This window comes from Lachnospiraceae bacterium KGMB03038 (assembly GCA_007361935.1).
Taxonomy (GTDB): domain Bacteria; phylum Bacillota; class Clostridia; order Lachnospirales; family Lachnospiraceae; genus Massilistercora.
In genome coordinates, this window is record CP041667.1 from 2,874,207 (window position 1) to 2,891,563 (window position 17,357).

Sequence of the window (17,357 nt, forward strand, 5' to 3'; positions counted from 1 at the left end):
TGTCTCCTTTCTAACCTTTTCCCTCCTACTTACATTCCATCAGGATCTCATAGATCTCATCCCGGCTCAATTCACGAGGGCCACATTTGATGATATTGCAGGTATCCGCCACTTTGCGCAGGATATCCGGCGTGATTTCTGCCTTGGATCTCAACTGGCCAAGACGGGTTGGAAGGCCGCATTCTTGGATAAATGAGGCCAAAGCCTCAATTCCTTCTTCCGCTGTTTCTTCCTGAAATACTTCCCTGGCAAAACGGGTGAATTTCTCCCTCGCGTCTTCCAGAATGTGCCGGTAGTATACCGGGTGGATCACAGCCAGTCCCTGTCCATGGTTGCAGTCCGTATACGCTCCAAGCTGATGCTCGATCTGATGCGCCTGGAAGTCTGTCAGGCGCCCCGCTTTTAAGATGCCGTTTTCCGCCATTGCGGAATCCCACATCAGATTGCTCCTTGCCTGCATATCATTGACATCCGCCAGCAGACGGCGCATGTTGACTACCGTATTGCGCATAACCGCCAGGGCCACTTCATCCGATACATTGTCCTGGTCTGACTGTCCAAGATAGGTTTCCATAGCGTGGCTCAGCGTATCAAAGGCTCCGGAAAGCACCTGGTTTCTTGGAACAGAAGCCGTGTAAGCGGGATCCAGGATGGCAAATTCCGCGCCCTTTCCAACAATCAGTCCTTTCCAATTTAAGTCTTCGCAGGTGATGACCGCGCCGGCGTTCATCTCCGCCCCGGTTCCGGAAGCAGTCACCACAGCTCCCATAGGAATCCCGTCTGTAGGGAACTGATAGGAGGTATATTCCATTTCCCGGATATCCTGATCCAGTTTTGCCTGGGCGGAAATGACTTTACAGCAGTCGATCACGCTTCCGCCGCCTGCGGCCAGGATAAAATCTACCTTCTTCTCCTTGGCCAGCGCCGCTCCCTCCTGGACTTTCGCGTAAGTTGGATTGGGCATGATGCCTGGGAAATCGACCACTTCTTTTCCCGCTTCTTCCAGGATTCCTCTTAACTCGTCATAGATGCCGTTGGCTTTCAGAGAGTTCCCTCCATAGGCCAGCATGACTGTCTTCCCAGCCTTGGCCAGTTCCGCTCCCAGCGCTTTCTTTGCGGCTCCTTCTCCAAAATAAACTTTTGTGGGGTAAGTAAATGTAAATGCATCCATAGTAAAATCCTCCTGTCTGGTTGATGTTTGTTCTTCTTTCTCTTTACGCTGTGATTGTATCAACCGGTTGTAACAACCGGTCAAGAGGATTTTGAAAAATTTTTATTTTTTGTAACTGATTCAGTCCGGCGTATCGCGCAAAAAAACTGCAGGCGCCTGCCTGCAGTCTGCTGTCACGATCGTCATCAGCTCTCCCTATGCCTCCACGATATGAAGCTCCATATTCTCAAAAGAACTGCCCAGTGTAAACCGGTCTTCCAGCCCTTCCGTCACATACACTTCTCCTTCCTTGGTAATGGCGATCATCTCAAAATCCTGGTGCTCCCGCCAGTATTCTTCCGCTTCTTCCAATCCTTTCACAAACATGGACGTAGAAAGGGCATCGGCCACCTTTCCCTCCTCTGTCACGATCGTCATGGAAACCAATCCATTGTCCACCGGATATCCGGTCGCCGGATCAATGATATGGCAGTACTCCCTGCCATCTTCCCCTACGAAATACCGTTCGTAGCTTCCTGATGTGACCACCGCGCAGTCGGAGACCGTCAGCATTCCCACTTGTCCATCGCCAAAGGGATTGCGGATGCCAAGACGCCAATCTCCGCCGCCAGGTCTGGACCCGATCGCCTGGATATTGCCGCCCAAGTCTAAGAGCGCGGATGTGATCCCCTGCTCTTCCAGCATTTCTGCCGCCACGTCTCCCGCATAGCCTTTGCCTACGGCTCCCAGATCCAGTTCCATCCCTTCTGGAAGCAGGATCTCCTGTCCATTCAGCTCTACGTTTTCATAGCCCACATGCTCCAGCAGTGCCTGAAGTTCTTCCGGCTCTGGAATCCGATTTTCATCTGTGGTAAATCCCCAGGCTTCCAGCACCGGATAGATGGTCGGGTCCAAAGCCCCTTCCGTCTTCTTAGCCATATCCAGGGCAAACTCTACAACCTTCGCGGTATCGCCGCTTAATTCCACCGGATTTCCGCCGCTGTGGTTGACCTGATAAATCTCGCTTTCCGTATCTGTCACAGACCATTCGCTCTCCAGTGTTTGGATCTCTTCCCGCACATCTCCTAAGGCCTTTTCTCCGCCTTCTCCGTAGGCCGTCAGCGTCATATAGGTATCCATGGCAAAGAAACTCACCTGGGACTGCTCCGCCTCCTGCCCCGCTGACGCGCACGCCGTCAGAGAACCAAGTGTCAGTATTATGATAAGGCTTCTGATCATCCTCTTCATCTGCTGCTCCTTTGATCTTGTTATTTCTTTCCGGCGCCAGTCCTTCCTCCGAGGCTTTGGATCTTCTGGAGACCCCGCGCCAGATAGCAGGCGATCTGCGCCCACAGGCACATTATAGCAAGATATTCTATCAGGAACAACCATAGAGGCTGTGATCCATCAAAAAACACGAACAAACTGCGCAGAAACAGATAGGAAACAATATCGTGCTTCAGGAATCCATAGAGTCCATAGATCCCTGCCGCGGCTCCGATCGCTCGAAGCCCCCATCTTTTGGCCGGAGAAGTTCCCTTTTGCCCCGCCCTGTTTCTTATCACTCCCAGAACCATACCCCAGTGCAGGCCGATATGGACGCTCATCAAAAGGAAGCCCCAGTAAGCCGACAGCATATGGAGGATCCTGGCAGTCCCTGAATGTCCCTGCACGTTAAGGAATACAAAAACATCTCTGGACAGAAGAACCCCGCTTACCATCAATCCCAGCATACACAGCAATACCAGGAAATTCACCGCCGTCTGCAAGATTCGGGCCGGCATATATTTGCCTCGGAACAAGTTCCGGTACCACCTCCAATTCAGCCCATGATGGATCAGGAATAGAAGGAACATCCCGGCTCCCATCCACTCATGGACCGTATTCCCCACCAGCATATATGCCATCTGGAAGAGAAGGCATACCGTCATGACTAGATCGATCAGCATTTTCCATTTCAACACTGGTTTCATCTAAATTCCTCCCTGCTTTTTAATACCCAAGGCTGTCCAGCCAGTCTTCCACTTCTCCCTGGGCCTCTGCCGCTTCTGAGGCTCCAAGGGCAATCCCTTCCTCTACCTGGGCATCCGGCTGTAAGCTCTCAATCTCTTCCACGGTTCCTGAGAAGCCGCTGCCGCCGGAGGTCACGAAGGGAATCACCGTCTTTCCGGACAGATCATAGGTCTCCAGGAAGGTATAGACCGCCATCGGCATATCTCCCCACCAGTTAGGATATCCCAGGAAAATGGTGTCATAACCGTCCAAACCTTCCAGCTGAGACGCAAGCTGAGGTCTTTCATCCGAACGTTGCTCTTCCTGTCCCTGGTCTACCGTATCGTCATAGTTGTCCGGGTAGGGTTCCGTGGTCTGGATAGAAAAAAGATCCGCGCCCAGCGCATCGCTGATCATGTGGGCGACCAGACCTGTATTTCCTGTTGTCTCGCCATTGTAGCTCTGGATGCTGGCGCTGGAAGATGCGTCCACGTCCTCCGGCAGATCCGCATTCTCTCCATAGGTAAAGTAAGCTACCAGGACAGAAGCGTCCGTGTTTCCTTCTGCTTGGGAGGCAGTTTCATCCTCTCCCTCTGTATCTTCCGGCGCCGCCTCTTCCTGCTGGGAGTTCTCTGCCGGGGCTTCCTCTTCTGCGCTTCCGCAGCCATTGATCGAAAATATCAGAATTCCTACAAGTAATATACTGACAAGTCTTCGCTTCATGTTTGTGTTCCTCCTTTTTGGTCCGCTTTCTCACAAAACAATATATAAAGTAAGTGCAGTCACAGGACCTTCCTGCTCTGCACCTACATTATAAGCGAGCCTTTGCTCCCGCGTCTAATACTTGGTTTTCATACAGAACCATGCCCAAAGAGTATGGTTTTCCATCATTCCTGCCCGGCAAAATAATCGCTGATCTCCCGCATCCGCTCTCCCTGGGCCACGTGGAAGGGACAGCGGCGGTCACAGTGTCCGCACTGGATACACTGATCCGCTTTCTTCTCCAGCTTCCGGTAATGATCCCGTGCCAGAGCGTCCCCTGCCTTCGCCAGATCGTAATATTTATTGATCAGGCCTACATTCAGGCCTTTTGGACAGGGCGCGCAGTGGTTGCAGTAGACACAGACTCCTTCCGCATCCTGGGGCGCGAAACTTCCGATCACAGAATAGTCTTTTTCCTCCTGGGAAGCCTGGCAGAAGCCCGGGATCCTCTTCAGATCTTTCTTGCCCCGGATTCCTGGAAGCACCGTCAGCACTCCCGGCTTATCCAGAGCGTATTGGATGCACTGGTACTCTGTCAGCGCTTTTCCGAAAGGGGATGTCCGCCCGTCTAAAAGCTGTCCGCCGCCGAAGGCTTTCATGACGGAGATGCCCACGCCTTCTCTCTCGCACCGGCGGTACAGTTCCATCCGGCCGTCAATGCTCCCGATGCCGTAAGTCCCTTTCTGATAGTCATAGGCCGGGTTCACGGAGAACATCATCATATCCAGGATTCCCATATCCAGTACCTGCTGCGCGATCTTAGGCGTATGGGTAGACAGTCCCACATGGCGGACCGCTCCCTCCTCTTTCAGTCTGAGGATCGTGTCGATGACACCGCTTTTCTCCACCTGTTTCAAATCCGATGTTTCATCGATACAGTGGAGGAATCCAAAATCAATATAATCTGTCTGCAAGGCTTTAAGCTGCCAGTCGATGGACCGCCGGATCTTCTCCGGGCTGGTGGTCCACCCATAGGTACCAGAAGCGTAATCCGCTCCAAAATGGATCTGAAAATACACCTGGTCCCGAACATTTGCAAGCGCTCTTCCGTAGGCAGGGAATGGTTTGGCTTCCGCGGAGGCCATGTCAAAATAGTTGATCCCTTCTTCCACTGCCAGCGCGATCGTCTCTTCAATCTCTTTCTCACTGGCCTCCTGGATGGAACTGGTCCCCAGTCCCAGGATGCTGATCTTCTCCCCGCCATGGGGAAGTGTCCGATACTGCATGTCTCTCTTCCTCCTGTAATTAACGATAAGATTTCTGATAGATCAGGGCTGTGTCTTCCACACTCAGTTCTACCCGGTCTGCCGCGTACAGGCCTCCCATGGTATCTTTGGCTTTCTGGGCCATTTCCTGGAACTCTTCCGGTTTCAGTCCGTAATCAGACATCTTCAGATCGTCTACGCCGCAGGCTTTCTGAAGATCCGCAAGGGCATGGACGAAATCCATGGGTTCTTCCGCATCCTCTTTCCCAAGGGCTTTCGCCATCTGGATAAACCGGTCGTCACAGGCGTGCTTCTCAATAAAGTATTTATAATATTCCAGGCTGATCATGATCAGTCCCGCCCCATGGGGCAGTTCCGGGTGCATGGCGGACATAGCGTGTTCCATGGAATGTTCGCTGCTGCACGCGCCGAGCTCCATCACATGGCCGGACAAGGTATTGGCAAATGCCACGTGCTCTCTTGCCTCCAGGTCCTGGCCATCTTTCACAGCCCTGGCCAGATATTTTCCAATATTCTCAATGGTTGTCAGGGCAAACATATCGCTCATCAGATTGGCCGGACTGGTGATGTAGGCCTCTGTACTGTGGAATAAGGCGTCAAATCCCTGATAGGCTGTGAATTTAGGCGGAACGGTGGTCATCAGCTCCGGATCCACCACTGCCAGTACCGGATGGCTGGCATCCGCGCCGCCAAGGCCGATCTTCTCATCATATTTTTCATTGTTGACCACGCCCCAGGCGTCCACTTCTGATCCCGTGCCTGCCGTTGTAGTGACAGCCACTACCGGAAGCGGCGTCTCTGTATACGGCTTGCAGCCGCCGTGGCCTCCAAACGCGTAGTCCCACACATCTCCTGGATTTGTGGCCATGATGGCGATGATCTTAGAGGCGTCCATGACACTTCCGCCGCCTAACGCGACGATAAAGTCGCATCGACTTTCCTTTACAAAAGCCGCGCCTTCCATCACCGTACTGGCCAGAGGATTGGCCTGGATCTTATCGAAGAGCACCGTCTCAATACCGGCGCTATGAAGCTGTTCTTCCGTCCGTTCAAGAGATCCGTTGGCGCGGGTGGATTTCCCATTGGAGATCACCACCGCCGCTTTTTTGCCAAGGTTCAAAGTCTTTATATTTTCTCCCAATTCATTCAAACGGCCTGGGCCAAATAATACTCTTGTGGGCTGATAAAAATTGTAACTCATAAAAGTGCCTCCTTCTTGAATCTGTTTCTTCTATAAACCATGATGCCTGCGGATTGTGACCTGCTGCCCCTGGCATCATTTATTATAATTTTGCTCAGATTTCCTGTCCAATACTTCCTTTTCACGTCTGACCATACCTAAAAAGCATGGTTCATGCCAGCTGCTCTTTCACATGGTTAATTGAAATCCTTACTGCAACATTGAAGTTGTAACTGCACATTGAAAACTTTATGAAGTTGTAACTGCATAATATCATGAGTAACTGCAACAGTTTTAAGCTGTTTTTCTGGCTTTGGATTGCCTTTTTCCGATTTTCCTTGTAAAATTTCTTAAAGGAAGGCATGACAAAACACAGACTGCATTTTTTACTTTTCGCAGAAGTTGTAAATGCACCCTGTTTGTGTTTCCTTTTTTATCGTGTCCTGTCTTCTCTTAAATTCCGGTTTACTTCTTAAATAAAGCCGGTGTAAGGGTTATGGAATCGGATGGGATCTTTTCAAGGCCCAGGAGGTTCGCAGTCTCCTGGCCGTAGATCTTGATAAAAAGATCTATAGGAGCCTGTCCGTTCCACTTTTTTCGGGGATAGGAATTGATGTGGTTCATCATTTCCCTGATTTCTTCTTCCGTATATTCATCCTTTGCATGATTTTTAGGTATGATATAACGGATCAATTCATGGTTCCGTTCACAGTTGCTCTTCTGATTTGTATTCATCGGGTTACAATAGAATACGCGGCACTGGATCTCTCCGGTCTCCATATCTGCTTCGATTTTTTCGGGATCGCTGAATTCGCTTCCCCGATCGGTAATAATAACCTGAAAAAGCATCCGGAATTTCTCATCTCCAAGTGCTTTCCGCAGCCGGCAGAATATTTCTGTTACTGATCCCGCTGTGTTGCGCTCTCTCAGGAACATGAGCTGTACGTCACAGTTGGTAAACAAGATTGTCAGCAGTGTCTGGCCGCCTTTGTGTATGACCACACTGTCCATCTGGCTGACTATGGCATCTGGATTCTGGCGCATATATTCCTCGTATTCCTCATAACTGCGTCCGATATGGCATTTCCGGTCTACCCGGAGAACCGGACCGCTCTTTTTCCGTTCCGGTCTGCGCAGTTTCCTTCTCAGGTCTATATTTCTGGCATCCAAAAGGCCTGCATCAATATAGGAATAGATCGTCCGTTCCGATACGGGCAGTTCATCTCTGTGACGTTCACAGATAACCGGGAGTGACTGCCCCTTTTTTAACAGCGGTGTGATCGTATCATTGATCCGGTTTAACTCCTGCTCTGTAAGAGAGATTCCTTTACGGGATTCAGAGAGCATCTGTTCATACTGCTGCTGAGCATGCTTGGCGTCATAGAGCATCCTGCGCAGACGGCAGCGAAGCCGGTGGTCACAGGCATTACAGACAAACGGCGACTTTTCGTAATCTGTACAGAACTCTTCCTGATAATCAGGGCATCCTTCCTGACATCGTCCACATGCTGTCTGGCACTGTTTCTTCCCACGAAAGCATCCCTGACGGCAGTTTGGGATTCTGGTACAGGTACAATGGTGGATACAGTTATTGCCCCCTGACGTTTTGACCAGCCTGCGGTGTGCTTTGATCTCTCTGCCGACAGTAGACCGATCCTTTCCAATGTTTTTGGCGATCTGTGCGACCTTCAATCCCTGCTGCAGACCTGACTGGATGGCGAGCCTGTCGTCATATGTAAGGTGTTTATTACTCATGGTTACCTCCAATCCGAAGACAGGACAAGGATAGTATACTGGAAAAAAGGCAAAAAGAAACCATGAAGTTACAACTGCAACTCCATGGCTCATATGCCTTGTAATTCTAACCGCAACAACCTATGTTGCAATTAATTTTTCAATTAACCTGCTCTTTCACATAAGCGATGAACTTCTCCGCCGCCTTTGTAATACTTTCCTCCCTGACCACCGTTAAAAAATAACGCAGCACCCGTATTTCCATGATAACCTCCTTTTTTCTTCTATATCACTTGGAACCGTTTCCACTTCCCTGTTCGGAACCGCAGCCAGAAGCAGGATGCCCGCAGCATCCAATCCATGCACATGGTCAGCGCCACTCCGATCACTCCAAGATCCAGCCATATTCCTAAGACGATGGAGAACAGTACCCGGCATCCCATGGTGGAACCGATGCTGACATACATGGTAAACTTCACATCCCCTGCCGCCCGCAGCCCGTTTGAGAGGGCGCCGGACAGCGGATAGAACAAGGCGTTGAACAGATTGTGCAGCAGCACCAGTTCCACCACCAGGCGCGCCGCCTCCGCTGACAGCGCATACCCCTTAAGCACCAGAGGCGTGACCGCCAGAATCAAAGCGTTCCACAAGATGGAGGCCAGGAACGTGATCCGCAGCAGCTTCTTCATATAGTATTCCGCCGCGCTGGTATCACCCGCTCCCATACACTGGCCAATCACCGTAACGAAGGCAAGTCCCAGGGCGGTCCCCATCAGCGCCGCCACAGACCAGAAGCTCTGCGCCACGCCATTGGCCGCAATCTGCACCGTGCCAAACAAAGCCGTGATACTGCTTAAAGCTACCTTGACCAACTGGAACAGTCCGTTCTCGATGCCGTTTGGGACCGCAATCCCAAGGATCCTTTTGATCATCCGGCCATCCCAGCGCAGCAGATTCTTCCATTCTAGGCAAACTGTATTTTTCTTCTGGAAACACAGCACTGCCATCACCATAGCGGAAAATGTCCGCGCGATCAAAGACGGATAAGCCACTCCCGCCACTCCCGCGTGGAGCACAAACACGCCGATCGCATTACCTGCGATATTTACCCCATTAGCCGCCAAAGAAATATGCATGGTAGTCCGGGTCTTACCCATACTGCGGTATACGGCCGCCCCCGCATTGTAAACAGCGATAGCCGGATAGGAATAGGCGGAGATCCGCAGATATGTGACACAAGCCTCCATCACATCCCGATCCACTTCCCCAAAGAGAAGCCTTAGAAGCTGTCTATTGAAAACCAGCGAAAAAATCATAGCCCCTATGGAAAAGAGGGCCGCAATAGTGACTAACTGCCCCGCGGACAGATTTCCATTCTTCCGATTCCCGCTTCCGATGTACTGGCTGACCACCACCGCGCCTCCTGCCGCCAATGCGGAAAATAAAAAGAGAAATACCGTATTGAACATATTGACCAGAGAGACGCCGGAGACTGCCGCCTCTCCCGCGTAGCTTACCATAAAAGTATCCGCCACTCCCACCAGCACTTCCAGAAGCTGTTCCAGAAAGAGCGGCAGGAGCAGCACCTGTAAAGCTTTATTAGAAAAAATCTTCTGCTCTTCCCTGATCTCCTGCCGAGGCTCTATCAGTCTGCTTATCATCGAATCCATTTGTTTTCCACCTCAAAATGACCTATTTCCCCTCAAGTATAAGTCTTTCTTTTCAGATTCTCCAATGCTTAGTTTTCATTCAGACTCATGCCTCTTGAGCATAGCCTCACAGTTTTCGCGCAATAAGAGGAATATCGGGAAGCACAGTTCTTGTATTTATGATTGTTTTGCTGTACAATATGATTGTTTCAACCGATTGTTTCTATCGGTTAAGAATACAGAACATAATGAAATCTGAAAAGGAGGCGCCTTTAATGACCTATACCATGATGCAGGCCTGCAAAGAGACGGATATGACCTACCAGGCCTTGAAATATTACTGCAACGAAGGATTAGTCCCCAACGTGAAGCGGGACAAGAATAACCGGAGGATCTTTGACGAACGGGATATCAAATGGATCAAAGATCTGGTCTGCTTAAAGAAATGCGGTATGAGCATCCAGGAGATGAAGGAATATCTGGCCCTCTGTCTGGAGGGATCTTCCACCATCACCCAGAGAAAAGAAATGCTGGCCAAAAAGCGGGAAGCTCTCCTGGCCTCCATAGACGAATTGAAGGGATGTGTCGATTATATTGACTGGAAACAGGAATTCTATGACGATGTCCTCTCCGGGAAGCGTCCCTATATCAGCAACCTGATTCTTTCAAAGTAAGGCCATCGCCACAGTTCCGGCAGTCAGGAGCAAAAGCCCCGCTCCTTCTTTCTTCCCCAGCGTCTCGCCGAATACAAAGTAAGAAAATACCACTGTGACCAGCACGCTCAGCTTGTCAATGGGAGCCACGATGCTTGCCGGTCCTTCCTGCAGCGCCCGGTAGTAGCACAGCCAGGAGGCGCCCGTAGCCAGCCCGGAAGCACAGATGAAAGCCCCCTCTCTTGGCGGGATCTGCCGGATCTGGCTGCCCTTTCCCTGGATTCCTACCATCATCCAAGCCATGACCAGTACCACGCAGGTACGGATGGCTGTTCCCAGATTGGACTCCACCCCGGTGATGCCGATCTTCCCAAGGATAGCCGTCAGGCTGGCAAAAAAGGCGGAACCAGCCGCATAAAGGAACCAGCCTCTTTTCCCCCTTTCCTTCTGTTCCCGCACATCCTTCTTCTCGATCATCATCAGGATTCCCACAGCGATCAAAACCACTGCCCCCAATTTGGGCAGAGAAATACCTTCCCCAAGAAAGAGCAAGGCCAGCAGGATGGTCAAAACGGTACTGGATTTATCAATGGGAACCACCTTATTGATCTCTCCGGTCTGCAAAGCCTTAAAATAGCACAGCCAGGAAGCTCCTGTGGCCAGCCCCGACAGGATCAGAAACAGCAGGGTGTTCCCCTTGATCTCCCGGATCTGTCCCCAGGAACCTGCCGCAAATACCATCACCCAGGAAAAGATCAGGATCACCGCCGTCCGCACTGCCGTCGCCACGGTAGAGTCCGTTTTCTGGATGCCGCATTTTGCCAGAATGGAAGTCACACCGGCGAAAAAAGCGGATCCTATGGCGTAGAAAAGCCACATTTTCTCATTCCTTCTTTCTCTTTTCTTCTTTCATCTAAAGATTCAGACGGTATCCTACGCCCCAAACAGTCTCCAGAATCTTAGGATTGCGGGCATCGTCTTCAATCTTCTCCCTCAGACGGTTGATATGGACCGACACGGTAGCGGCATCGGAAATATAATCAAAACCCCAGATTTTCTCAAACAACGCTTCTTTAGAAAACACAATATTAGGATTCTCGGCCAGAAAAGAGAGCAGTTCAAATTCCCGGTTTGGGAGCCTCAATTCCCTATCTCCTTTCCACACCTTCCGGGTAAGCGGCTCCACTACTACATCCTGGATCTGGATGCGTTCTTTGCCTCTTCCGGTCCCCAATTCTTCCCCTCGCTTCGCCGTCAGTCTCGCGTATCGCTTTAAATGAGCGCGGACCCTTGCCACAAGCTGAGAAGGATCAAAGGGCTTTGTAATATAGTCATCGGCTCCAAGACCCACCCCGCGGATCACATCCACGCCTTCTGCTCTTGCCGTTACCATCAGAATCGGAATATCAATCTCATCCCGGATTCTTCGGCAGATATCGTACCCGTCAAGCCCGGGGAGCATAAGATCCAGAAGAATCAAGTCGTATTCAGCCTCTTTCAGTTTGGGGATCACCTGATCCCCTCTCTCTATAATCTCCGTCTCATACCCATTGCTTTCCAGATAGTCTTTCTCCAGCCAGGCAATTTTATCATCATCTTCTACGATCAAGATCTTAGCCATCCCTACACCTCCTTTGGAAAGATCAGCCGGATCTTCAGCCCCTGGTCGTTCTCCGCTTCAATTCTTCCTTGATGCCGCTCCATGATATAAGAAGCCACATAGAGACCCACACCGCTGCCTTGTTCACTTCTGGACTCATCACACCGATAAAATCTCTCAAAAATCCGCGGCAGTTTTTCTTCCGGTACTCCGCTTCCATTATCCTTCCATTCCAGGACTACGGAATCCTCACTTTCAAAAACATGAATCTCTATCTCTACCGGACAGGTCCCCGCATATTTCATACTGTTCTCCAGCAGATTATCAAAAATCCGCGGAATCTGTTCCACATCCATCAAAATCTCCGGCAGCGTCTCCTGATCCTTCCGGAAAGTCATTCTGCCTTTTCCCGGTTCCAGCGCTTCCTCCTTTTTGGCCGTATAAGCGGCGGTAAATTCCGCCAGATCCACCCTGACCATATGAAATGGCATCTGGCCGCTTTCCATCCGGGAGAAATCAAAGAGCTTCTGCAGCAGCACATTCATTTCCTCTGTAGATTCATAAGCGGTCCTCAGATACAGTTCCTGCTTTTTGGGCGTATCCGCCACATGATCCAGGACCCCCTTGATATAACCTCGGATAGAAGTCAAAGGAGTACGCAGATCATGCGAGATCCCGGTTACCATATCCGTCCTTGCCCTCTCATATTTCTCCCGCTGTTTCTGATCTTCCAGAATCGTATGCTGCATGGCATTAAAGGTCTGGCAGACGTGCTCAAACTCTTCTTCGCCCTCATAGACGATCTCTTCCTGGAGATTCCCGTTTTTGATCCGCTCCGCCCCGGACACTAACAATTCCACCGGTTCCATGACTCTCCTGTTCATCTTCCGGGTAAAAAAGGAAGCCAGGATCAAAAGGATCACGATAGCGCTGATCCCTGCCAGGAAAACGCCTCCTAAAAAGAGATAAAAGGAACTGTTCAAAGAAGATGTAAGCCAATTCTCTTCCGGGAAATGAACTGCCACCAGATATCCTCTTCCCCCAGACAGTTCCTTTCCAACAATCGTCATCTTTTCAAATGAGAAGATGTTCGTCTCATTTCCGCTGATCTGCTCTTGATGGAAGAATTCCGCCAGGTCCGCCATCCGGTCGCTGTCGTCCCCGGAACGTACTTTCCCTTCTTGGATCACCGCCGACTGATATCCCCATTTTCCCACTTCTTTTTGAAGATCTTGGGCACGATCCATCTCCTCTTGATCCACAATCCGCGCCACTTCTCCCACATGACTTTCCAGCCTTGTCTGGCTGATGGAGTGCAGCTGGCTTTCCACAGAATCCTCGAATAAAATCAACACCAGAAGCAGAATCAACATCAAGGAAACCAAAGCCGAACATAAGATCAGCATATTGGAACGGAACATCCGCTTTTTCAGAGACATGCCTTTTTCTCCTTTCTTCCCAGCTTCTCAAGCTGATAGACCCCATCCAGGAACATTCCCGCCTGATAGATGCTGTGTTCCCAGGCCAAACGTCTTCCCCTTTCCCTAAGCTCGGACGTGTCTTCTGCAAAAACCTGATCCAGCCGCCTCCGAAACCCCTCCGCGGAATTGGCTTTATATACCTGAACGCCGTCTTCCAGCCAGCCATCATAGACCGGAATGTCTCTCACTAATACCGGTACGCCGCTGGCAAGGGCTTCCAATACCACGATTCCTTCCGTTTCCTCATAGCTTAGAAAGGCGAAGGCATCTGCTCCGCAGTATGCCTCCTTCAATTCATAAGCCTCTACATAGCCCGCAAAAATCACGTTTCCTGGCCGGCCCTTGACCGTCTTTTTTACCTTCCGGGGAAGCGCCAGGCGAAAGTCTCCGCCAAACCAGACAAACTGTGTTTCCGGCATCCGACGGGCCAGTTCCAGGAAATCAAAGATCCCTTTTCTCTCAATCAAATGCCCCGCCGAGATGACAACTTTTTTGTCTGCCGGTATATGATATCGTCTGCGGAAGCGCTCCCCCGCCTCCTTATCCGGCTGAAAAAACTGGATGTCCACCCCGTTGGTAACCGCGTAGATTGGCTTTTTGATCCCGTATTCTAAAAGCAGTCTTCTAGAATACTCCGTAGGCGTTACGATCACATCCCCCATCTCATAGCAGTGACAGATCCATTTCTTAAATAAAGGCGCCAAAACGTCCGATCCAATGAAGGAATGTTTAAAATCCTCCATAGTGGAATGACCGTAATAAACCACCTGTTTCCCCTGCTTTCTTGCAGCGCGGGCCGCCAGGACCGCATCTGGGAAGACCGTATTGATATGTACTACCGTAGCCTCTTTCCAATAATTTGTCAATGGGGCGCCTGTCTCAACCAGCATTTTTTCCTGGTGCAGGATCGCGCTCCCCACACCGCTTTTTCTGACCACTGAAAGGCCTCCCTTATAGATGTAGATTTTCATTCCATTCCTCCTATTCTTCTGGGAAACGCAAATACCGCTTTCTCAACTGATTCCGTGCCTCTCATATGCACTCCCCTCCCTTTTTGAAATTTACAGACTCCCCTTGCTTTCTCCGGAAAATCCATCTTTTCTGCACCAGCCAGCTAAACAAGAACAAGACTAGTTCCGTTAAGATCTTAGCGGGATATACCGGAATCCGGAAGAATACCAGAAAGCTTTCCAGCACCAGACTGTTTAAGGCCAAGACCGCCGCGGCTAAGAGCAGATAATCTGACGCCGTCCTTAAGCTTTTGCGTTCATGAAAAACAAATCTGCAGTTCATCCCGTAGTTATAGACCGCGCTGAGAACTCTGGCCGCAATGTTAGCGGCCGGAATCTTCCAGGGCGCTTCCGGCAGAAAAATCGTAAACAACGCAAACAGCAGATAATCAATCCCAAAACTGGAAAGAGAAACGGCAGAAAATCGGAAGAGCTGCCGGTAGATCCTGATCGAATCTCTGATCCTCCGGAAATGAGAACAGCTATTTTCTTTATCGTGGTAGATGGTCTGGATGGGAACCTCTATAATCTCTATCCCACGCCTTGCGCAGGCGGTCAGCACTCCCATCTCGTACTCGTATCTGTTTCCTTCCGCTTCCAGCATAAATTCCAGCATCTGGAAAGAAAACGCCCGCAGCCCTGTCTGGGTATCTGAAAGCGCCACTCCTGTCAACAAGTGGAAAACTCCCCTTGTGATCCGGTTCCCTGCCCGCGACTTCCAGGGCACTTTCCGGTCAATGGTCCTGCTGCCTAAGACCAGGGCTTTGGGGTGGCTGCTGGCCTTTAGAAGCAGTTTCTCCATATCATCCGGCAGATGCTGCCCGTCCGCGTCCATAATGCCGATCACGCTGCATTGGCGAAGTTCCTCCTTGATATATCTCAGGGCGGTCTTAATGGCCGCCCCCTTTCCTCTGTTTTCTTCGTGATGCAGTACGATACAAGTTTCGCTCAGTTCCCAGAAAAGCTGGCTGTAAGCCTCGTCGCTCCCATCGTCCACCAGGATCACCAGATTCTCCAGCTCCAAGTTCCTTTCTACGATCTCTTTTAACTTCCCGTCCGGGTTCAGCGCCGGAATGATCACTGCTTTGTCCATAACCGCCCTTCTTTCTGTTTTGATCTGGGTACTACTTTAGAGCAGAAATCTAACAGAACCAATTAGATTTTTTAAACATTTTCTAAACAAAATTTTCATGCATAAAAAAAGGATGGCCCGCGCCATCCTTTTCCGATAAAATATCCTATTTTGTCAGTTCTTCAAATACAGCTGCCACATACTCCGCAATGGCGCAGTCCTCCTACATCTGTTTCCTTACGATCCGGTAATCATCTCCATTCCGGTAATAGGGGCATTGATAATGAGAGTCTGAGATCAGCCGGATATACTCATCCTCGTCCATGTTGATATCACAGACATATTCCTCATAATCATCGTCATAAACATAATACGTGCAGCTAGTACAACTGTGCGCCGTTTCTTTCTTCATCGTCTCTCCCCCGGTTTCGTCTTTATTATCAAGAATTTCCATCCTGGAACGCAGTTCCTGATTGCCTTATTATAGCTTTTTATCTGAAAATCTTCCAGACTATTTCACCAATTCCCTCCATCTCTTGTTCTCTTTCAGGAATCCGCAGGCCGCATCATCCCGGAAAGACTGCTTCAGATCTTCTTTCAGCCGGGCTGTAAATTCCGGTCTCCTTTCTTTGAAATCCATATGTTCATAGAGAAATGATTCCCGAAAACTGCCGATCTCTTCCACACAGGACAGCATTTCTTCCATAATCGCGACGGCGGTCTCTTCGTCCTGCTCCATCACCGCCAGATCCAGTCCGGAAGAAATCTCATAATACCGGCCCATCTCAAAACACCGGGCCGCCTCGGAAAGCTTCTTCACCAATTTTCTCGCTCTCTCCAAGTCCTTTTCCTCCAGCGCCAGTTGATAGAGGCCGGAAAGGGCCGCCTCTGTCATCTGAGCGTAAGAGAATAACAGCTCTTCGTAGGTTTTCGCCGCCTCTTCCATCCTGTCCGTTCTCCGGTATACCTCCGCCTGCTTCCGTTTCCGCTCCGGGTTCTCCTTAGAAAAATAGTCCAGATATCTTTGCGCTTCCTCGTATTCTTCCCGTCTCATACAAAGAGAAAACATGGCGTCCGCCGCCCCGCGTCTCGCTTCCTCATCGCCGCTTCGGAAAGCCTCCTGATAACATTGTGTGATCAGGACGTCCTGCTCCTTTGTCTCCGGGCACTTCTCTAAAATCCGCCTGGCATCCAGCAGCACTCCGATCTGCCAGTGCAGCCGTCCGCTGCCCGGATACTCTTTCAGCCACGCTTTCGCCTGCTCCACCCCTTCTTCATAGCTTCACTCCTGGAAGATCCGGTCTAATTCCTGGATGATATGACAGACCTCTTCCGCCGTCAGTTCCTTCTGAAAAGACAGCAAAGTGTCCAGCGTAATGCCGAGAAGCCGGGCAATAGGCGCCAGCAGCGCAATGTCCGGGAGAGAATTCCCATTCTCCCACTTATTGACCGCCGGGGCCGTCACGCCCAGACGGACGGCCATTTCCTCCTGCGTCAGATTCTTCTCTTTCCGGTATTTCCGTATGACTTCTCCAATCTCCATTTGTTCAGCCTCCTTTTGCTTTCTTTGCATCGGCCTCTGCTTATTCTTATCATAACGGACCAGATGGGAAACCACAACTGAGCAGATCTTAAATATGGTTCAAAAAAATTAACCGCCGGTTAATCTCCTTTTGTAACTTTGTTACAGAACCCTATGCCGGAATCCCGTATACTCTAAACCATCAGCAAAACATTTTCTAATAACAAAAAGGAGGTCTCGCTTATGTTATTTCAATTAGACGAACGTTTATCCCAATACATGAAGGAACACCGGCAGAAAGATATCCTGATCACCCCGCAGATGTG

General features: G+C 50.3%; 16 protein-coding genes and 1 pseudogene. 1 reads left to right on the forward strand and 16 read right to left on the reverse strand.

What is annotated here, in order from left to right; genetic code table 11:
* Nucleotides 1–25 precede the first annotated feature (25 nt).
* The 9 genes from FND36_14190 to FND36_14230 all read right to left on the reverse strand — a co-directional run bounded on the left by FND36_14190 (nt 26) and on the right by FND36_14230 (nt 9,702).
* The gene (locus FND36_14190; protein QDW75086.1) at nt 26–1,171 is read right to left on the reverse strand and encodes an iron-containing alcohol dehydrogenase; all 1,146 of its coding nucleotides are present in this window, start codon (nt 1,169–1,171) and stop codon (nt 26–28) included.
* A 195-nt stretch (nt 1,172–1,366) separates the two neighbouring features.
* Complete coding sequence (locus FND36_14195; protein QDW75087.1) at nt 1,367–2,398, reverse strand: FAD:protein FMN transferase; 1,032 nt, start codon at nt 2,396–2,398, stop codon at nt 1,367–1,369.
* A gap of 20 nt (nt 2,399–2,418) precedes the next feature.
* Entirely contained in the window at nt 2,419–3,123 is a 705-nt protein-coding gene (locus tag FND36_14200) for a DUF4405 domain-containing protein (protein ID QDW75088.1), read from the reverse strand.
* 19 nt (nt 3,124–3,142) lie between these two features.
* On the reverse strand, nt 3,143–3,865 hold the full coding sequence (locus tag FND36_14205; GenBank protein QDW75089.1) for a flavodoxin: 723 nt from the start codon (nt 3,863–3,865) through the stop codon (nt 3,143–3,145).
* A gap of 164 nt (nt 3,866–4,029) precedes the next feature.
* Nucleotides 4,030–5,130 carry a (4Fe-4S)-binding protein gene (locus FND36_14210; GenBank protein QDW75090.1) on the reverse strand — a complete coding sequence of 367 codons (1,101 nt, stop codon included), beginning with the start codon at nt 5,128–5,130 and terminating at the stop codon, nt 4,030–4,032.
* A 19-nt stretch (nt 5,131–5,149) separates the two neighbouring features.
* The gene (locus tag FND36_14215; protein QDW75091.1) at nt 5,150–6,331 is read right to left on the reverse strand and encodes an iron-containing alcohol dehydrogenase; all 1,182 of its coding nucleotides are present in this window, start codon (nt 6,329–6,331) and stop codon (nt 5,150–5,152) included.
* A gap of 444 nt (nt 6,332–6,775) precedes the next feature.
* Nucleotides 6,776–8,065: an IS30 family transposase gene (locus tag FND36_14220; protein QDW75092.1), complete on the reverse strand. Its 1,290-nt coding sequence runs from the start codon at nt 8,063–8,065 to the stop codon at nt 6,776–6,778.
* A gap of 139 nt (nt 8,066–8,204) precedes the next feature.
* Nucleotides 8,205–8,309 (reverse strand): LysR family transcriptional regulator, encoded by a 105-nt coding sequence (locus FND36_14225; GenBank protein QDW75093.1) that lies wholly within the window; start codon nt 8,307–8,309, stop codon nt 8,205–8,207.
* Nucleotides 8,310–8,328: 19 nt separating this feature from the next.
* On the reverse strand, nt 8,329–9,702 hold the full coding sequence (locus FND36_14230; protein ID QDW75644.1) for an MATE family efflux transporter: 1,374 nt from the start codon (nt 9,700–9,702) through the stop codon (nt 8,329–8,331).
* A gap of 266 nt (nt 9,703–9,968) precedes the next feature.
* Between FND36_14230 and FND36_14235 the strand changes: the two genes are divergently transcribed.
* Nucleotides 9,969–10,367, forward strand: coding sequence for a MerR family transcriptional regulator (locus FND36_14235; protein QDW75094.1), 399 nt, complete (start codon nt 9,969–9,971; stop codon nt 10,365–10,367).
* On the opposite strand, the gene FND36_14240 is transcribed toward FND36_14235, so the two are convergent.
* From FND36_14240 to FND36_14270, 7 genes and pseudogenes are all read right to left on the reverse strand, one after another.
* On the reverse strand, nt 10,359–11,225 hold the full coding sequence (locus tag FND36_14240) for an EamA family transporter (protein ID QDW75095.1): 867 nt from the start codon (nt 11,223–11,225) through the stop codon (nt 10,359–10,361). The genes FND36_14235 and FND36_14240 overlap by 9 nt on opposite strands.
* Before the next feature lie 34 nt (nt 11,226–11,259).
* Complete coding sequence (locus FND36_14245) at nt 11,260–11,967, reverse strand: response regulator transcription factor (GenBank protein ID QDW75096.1); 708 nt, start codon at nt 11,965–11,967, stop codon at nt 11,260–11,262.
* Nucleotides 11,968–11,969: 2 nt separating this feature from the next.
* Nucleotides 11,970–13,385 carry a HAMP domain-containing histidine kinase gene (locus tag FND36_14250; protein ID QDW75097.1) on the reverse strand — a complete coding sequence of 472 codons (1,416 nt, stop codon included), beginning with the start codon at nt 13,383–13,385 and terminating at the stop codon, nt 11,970–11,972.
* Nucleotides 13,376–14,398 (reverse strand): glycosyltransferase family 4 protein, encoded by a 1,023-nt coding sequence (locus FND36_14255; GenBank protein ID QDW75098.1) that lies wholly within the window; start codon nt 14,396–14,398, stop codon nt 13,376–13,378. Before FND36_14255 ends, FND36_14250 begins: the two co-directional genes overlap by 10 nt.
* A 61-nt stretch (nt 14,399–14,459) precedes the next feature.
* Nucleotides 14,460–15,530: a glycosyltransferase gene (locus tag FND36_14260; GenBank protein QDW75099.1), complete on the reverse strand. Its 1,071-nt coding sequence runs from the start codon at nt 15,528–15,530 to the stop codon at nt 14,460–14,462.
* A gap of 202 nt (nt 15,531–15,732) precedes the next feature.
* Nucleotides 15,733–15,921, reverse strand: a complete 189-nt coding sequence (locus FND36_14265) for a hypothetical protein (protein QDW75645.1) — start codon at nt 15,919–15,921, stop codon at nt 15,733–15,735.
* Between the two features lie 99 nt (nt 15,922–16,020).
* A pseudogene (locus FND36_14270) lies at nt 16,021–17,052 on the reverse strand (helix-turn-helix transcriptional regulator).
* Between the last annotated feature and the right edge of the window lie 305 nt (nt 17,053–17,357).

Bases quoted from the DNA above. Each gene is read 5' to 3' on its own strand.
- FND36_14190 (QDW75086.1), bottom strand. From the start codon at position 1,171: ATGGATGCATTTACATTTACTTACCCCACAAAAGTTTATTTTGGAGAA.
- FND36_14260 (QDW75099.1), bottom strand. From the start codon at position 15,530: ATGGACAAAGCAGTGATCATTCCGGCGCTGAACCCGGACGGGAAGTTA.
- FND36_14255 (QDW75098.1), bottom strand. From the start codon at position 14,398: ATGAAAATCTACATCTATAAGGGAGGCCTTTCAGTGGTCAGAAAAAGC.
- FND36_14205 (QDW75089.1), bottom strand. From the start codon at position 3,865: ATGAAGCGAAGACTTGTCAGTATATTACTTGTAGGAATTCTGATATTT.
- FND36_14235 (QDW75094.1), top strand. From the start codon at position 9,969: ATGACCTATACCATGATGCAGGCCTGCAAAGAGACGGATATGACCTAC.
- FND36_14220 (QDW75092.1), bottom strand. From the start codon at position 8,065: ATGAGTAATAAACACCTTACATATGACGACAGGCTCGCCATCCAGTCA.
- FND36_14225 (QDW75093.1), bottom strand. From the start codon at position 8,309: ATGGAAATACGGGTGCTGCGTTATTTTTTAACGGTGGTCAGGGAGGAA.
- FND36_14245 (QDW75096.1), bottom strand. From the start codon at position 11,967: ATGGCTAAGATCTTGATCGTAGAAGATGATGATAAAATTGCCTGGCTG.
- FND36_14195 (QDW75087.1), bottom strand. From the start codon at position 2,398: ATGAAGAGGATGATCAGAAGCCTTATCATAATACTGACACTTGGTTCT.
- FND36_14250 (QDW75097.1), bottom strand. From the start codon at position 13,385: ATGTCTCTGAAAAAGCGGATGTTCCGTTCCAATATGCTGATCTTATGT.
- FND36_14240 (QDW75095.1), bottom strand. From the start codon at position 11,225: ATGTGGCTTTTCTACGCCATAGGATCCGCTTTTTTCGCCGGTGTGACT.
- FND36_14200 (QDW75088.1), bottom strand. From the start codon at position 3,123: ATGAAACCAGTGTTGAAATGGAAAATGCTGATCGATCTAGTCATGACG.
- FND36_14210 (QDW75090.1), bottom strand. From the start codon at position 5,130: ATGCAGTATCGGACACTTCCCCATGGCGGGGAGAAGATCAGCATCCTG.
- FND36_14265 (QDW75645.1), bottom strand. From the start codon at position 15,921: ATGAAGAAAGAAACGGCGCACAGTTGTACTAGCTGCACGTATTATGTT.
- FND36_14215 (QDW75091.1), bottom strand. From the start codon at position 6,331: ATGAGTTACAATTTTTATCAGCCCACAAGAGTATTATTTGGCCCAGGC.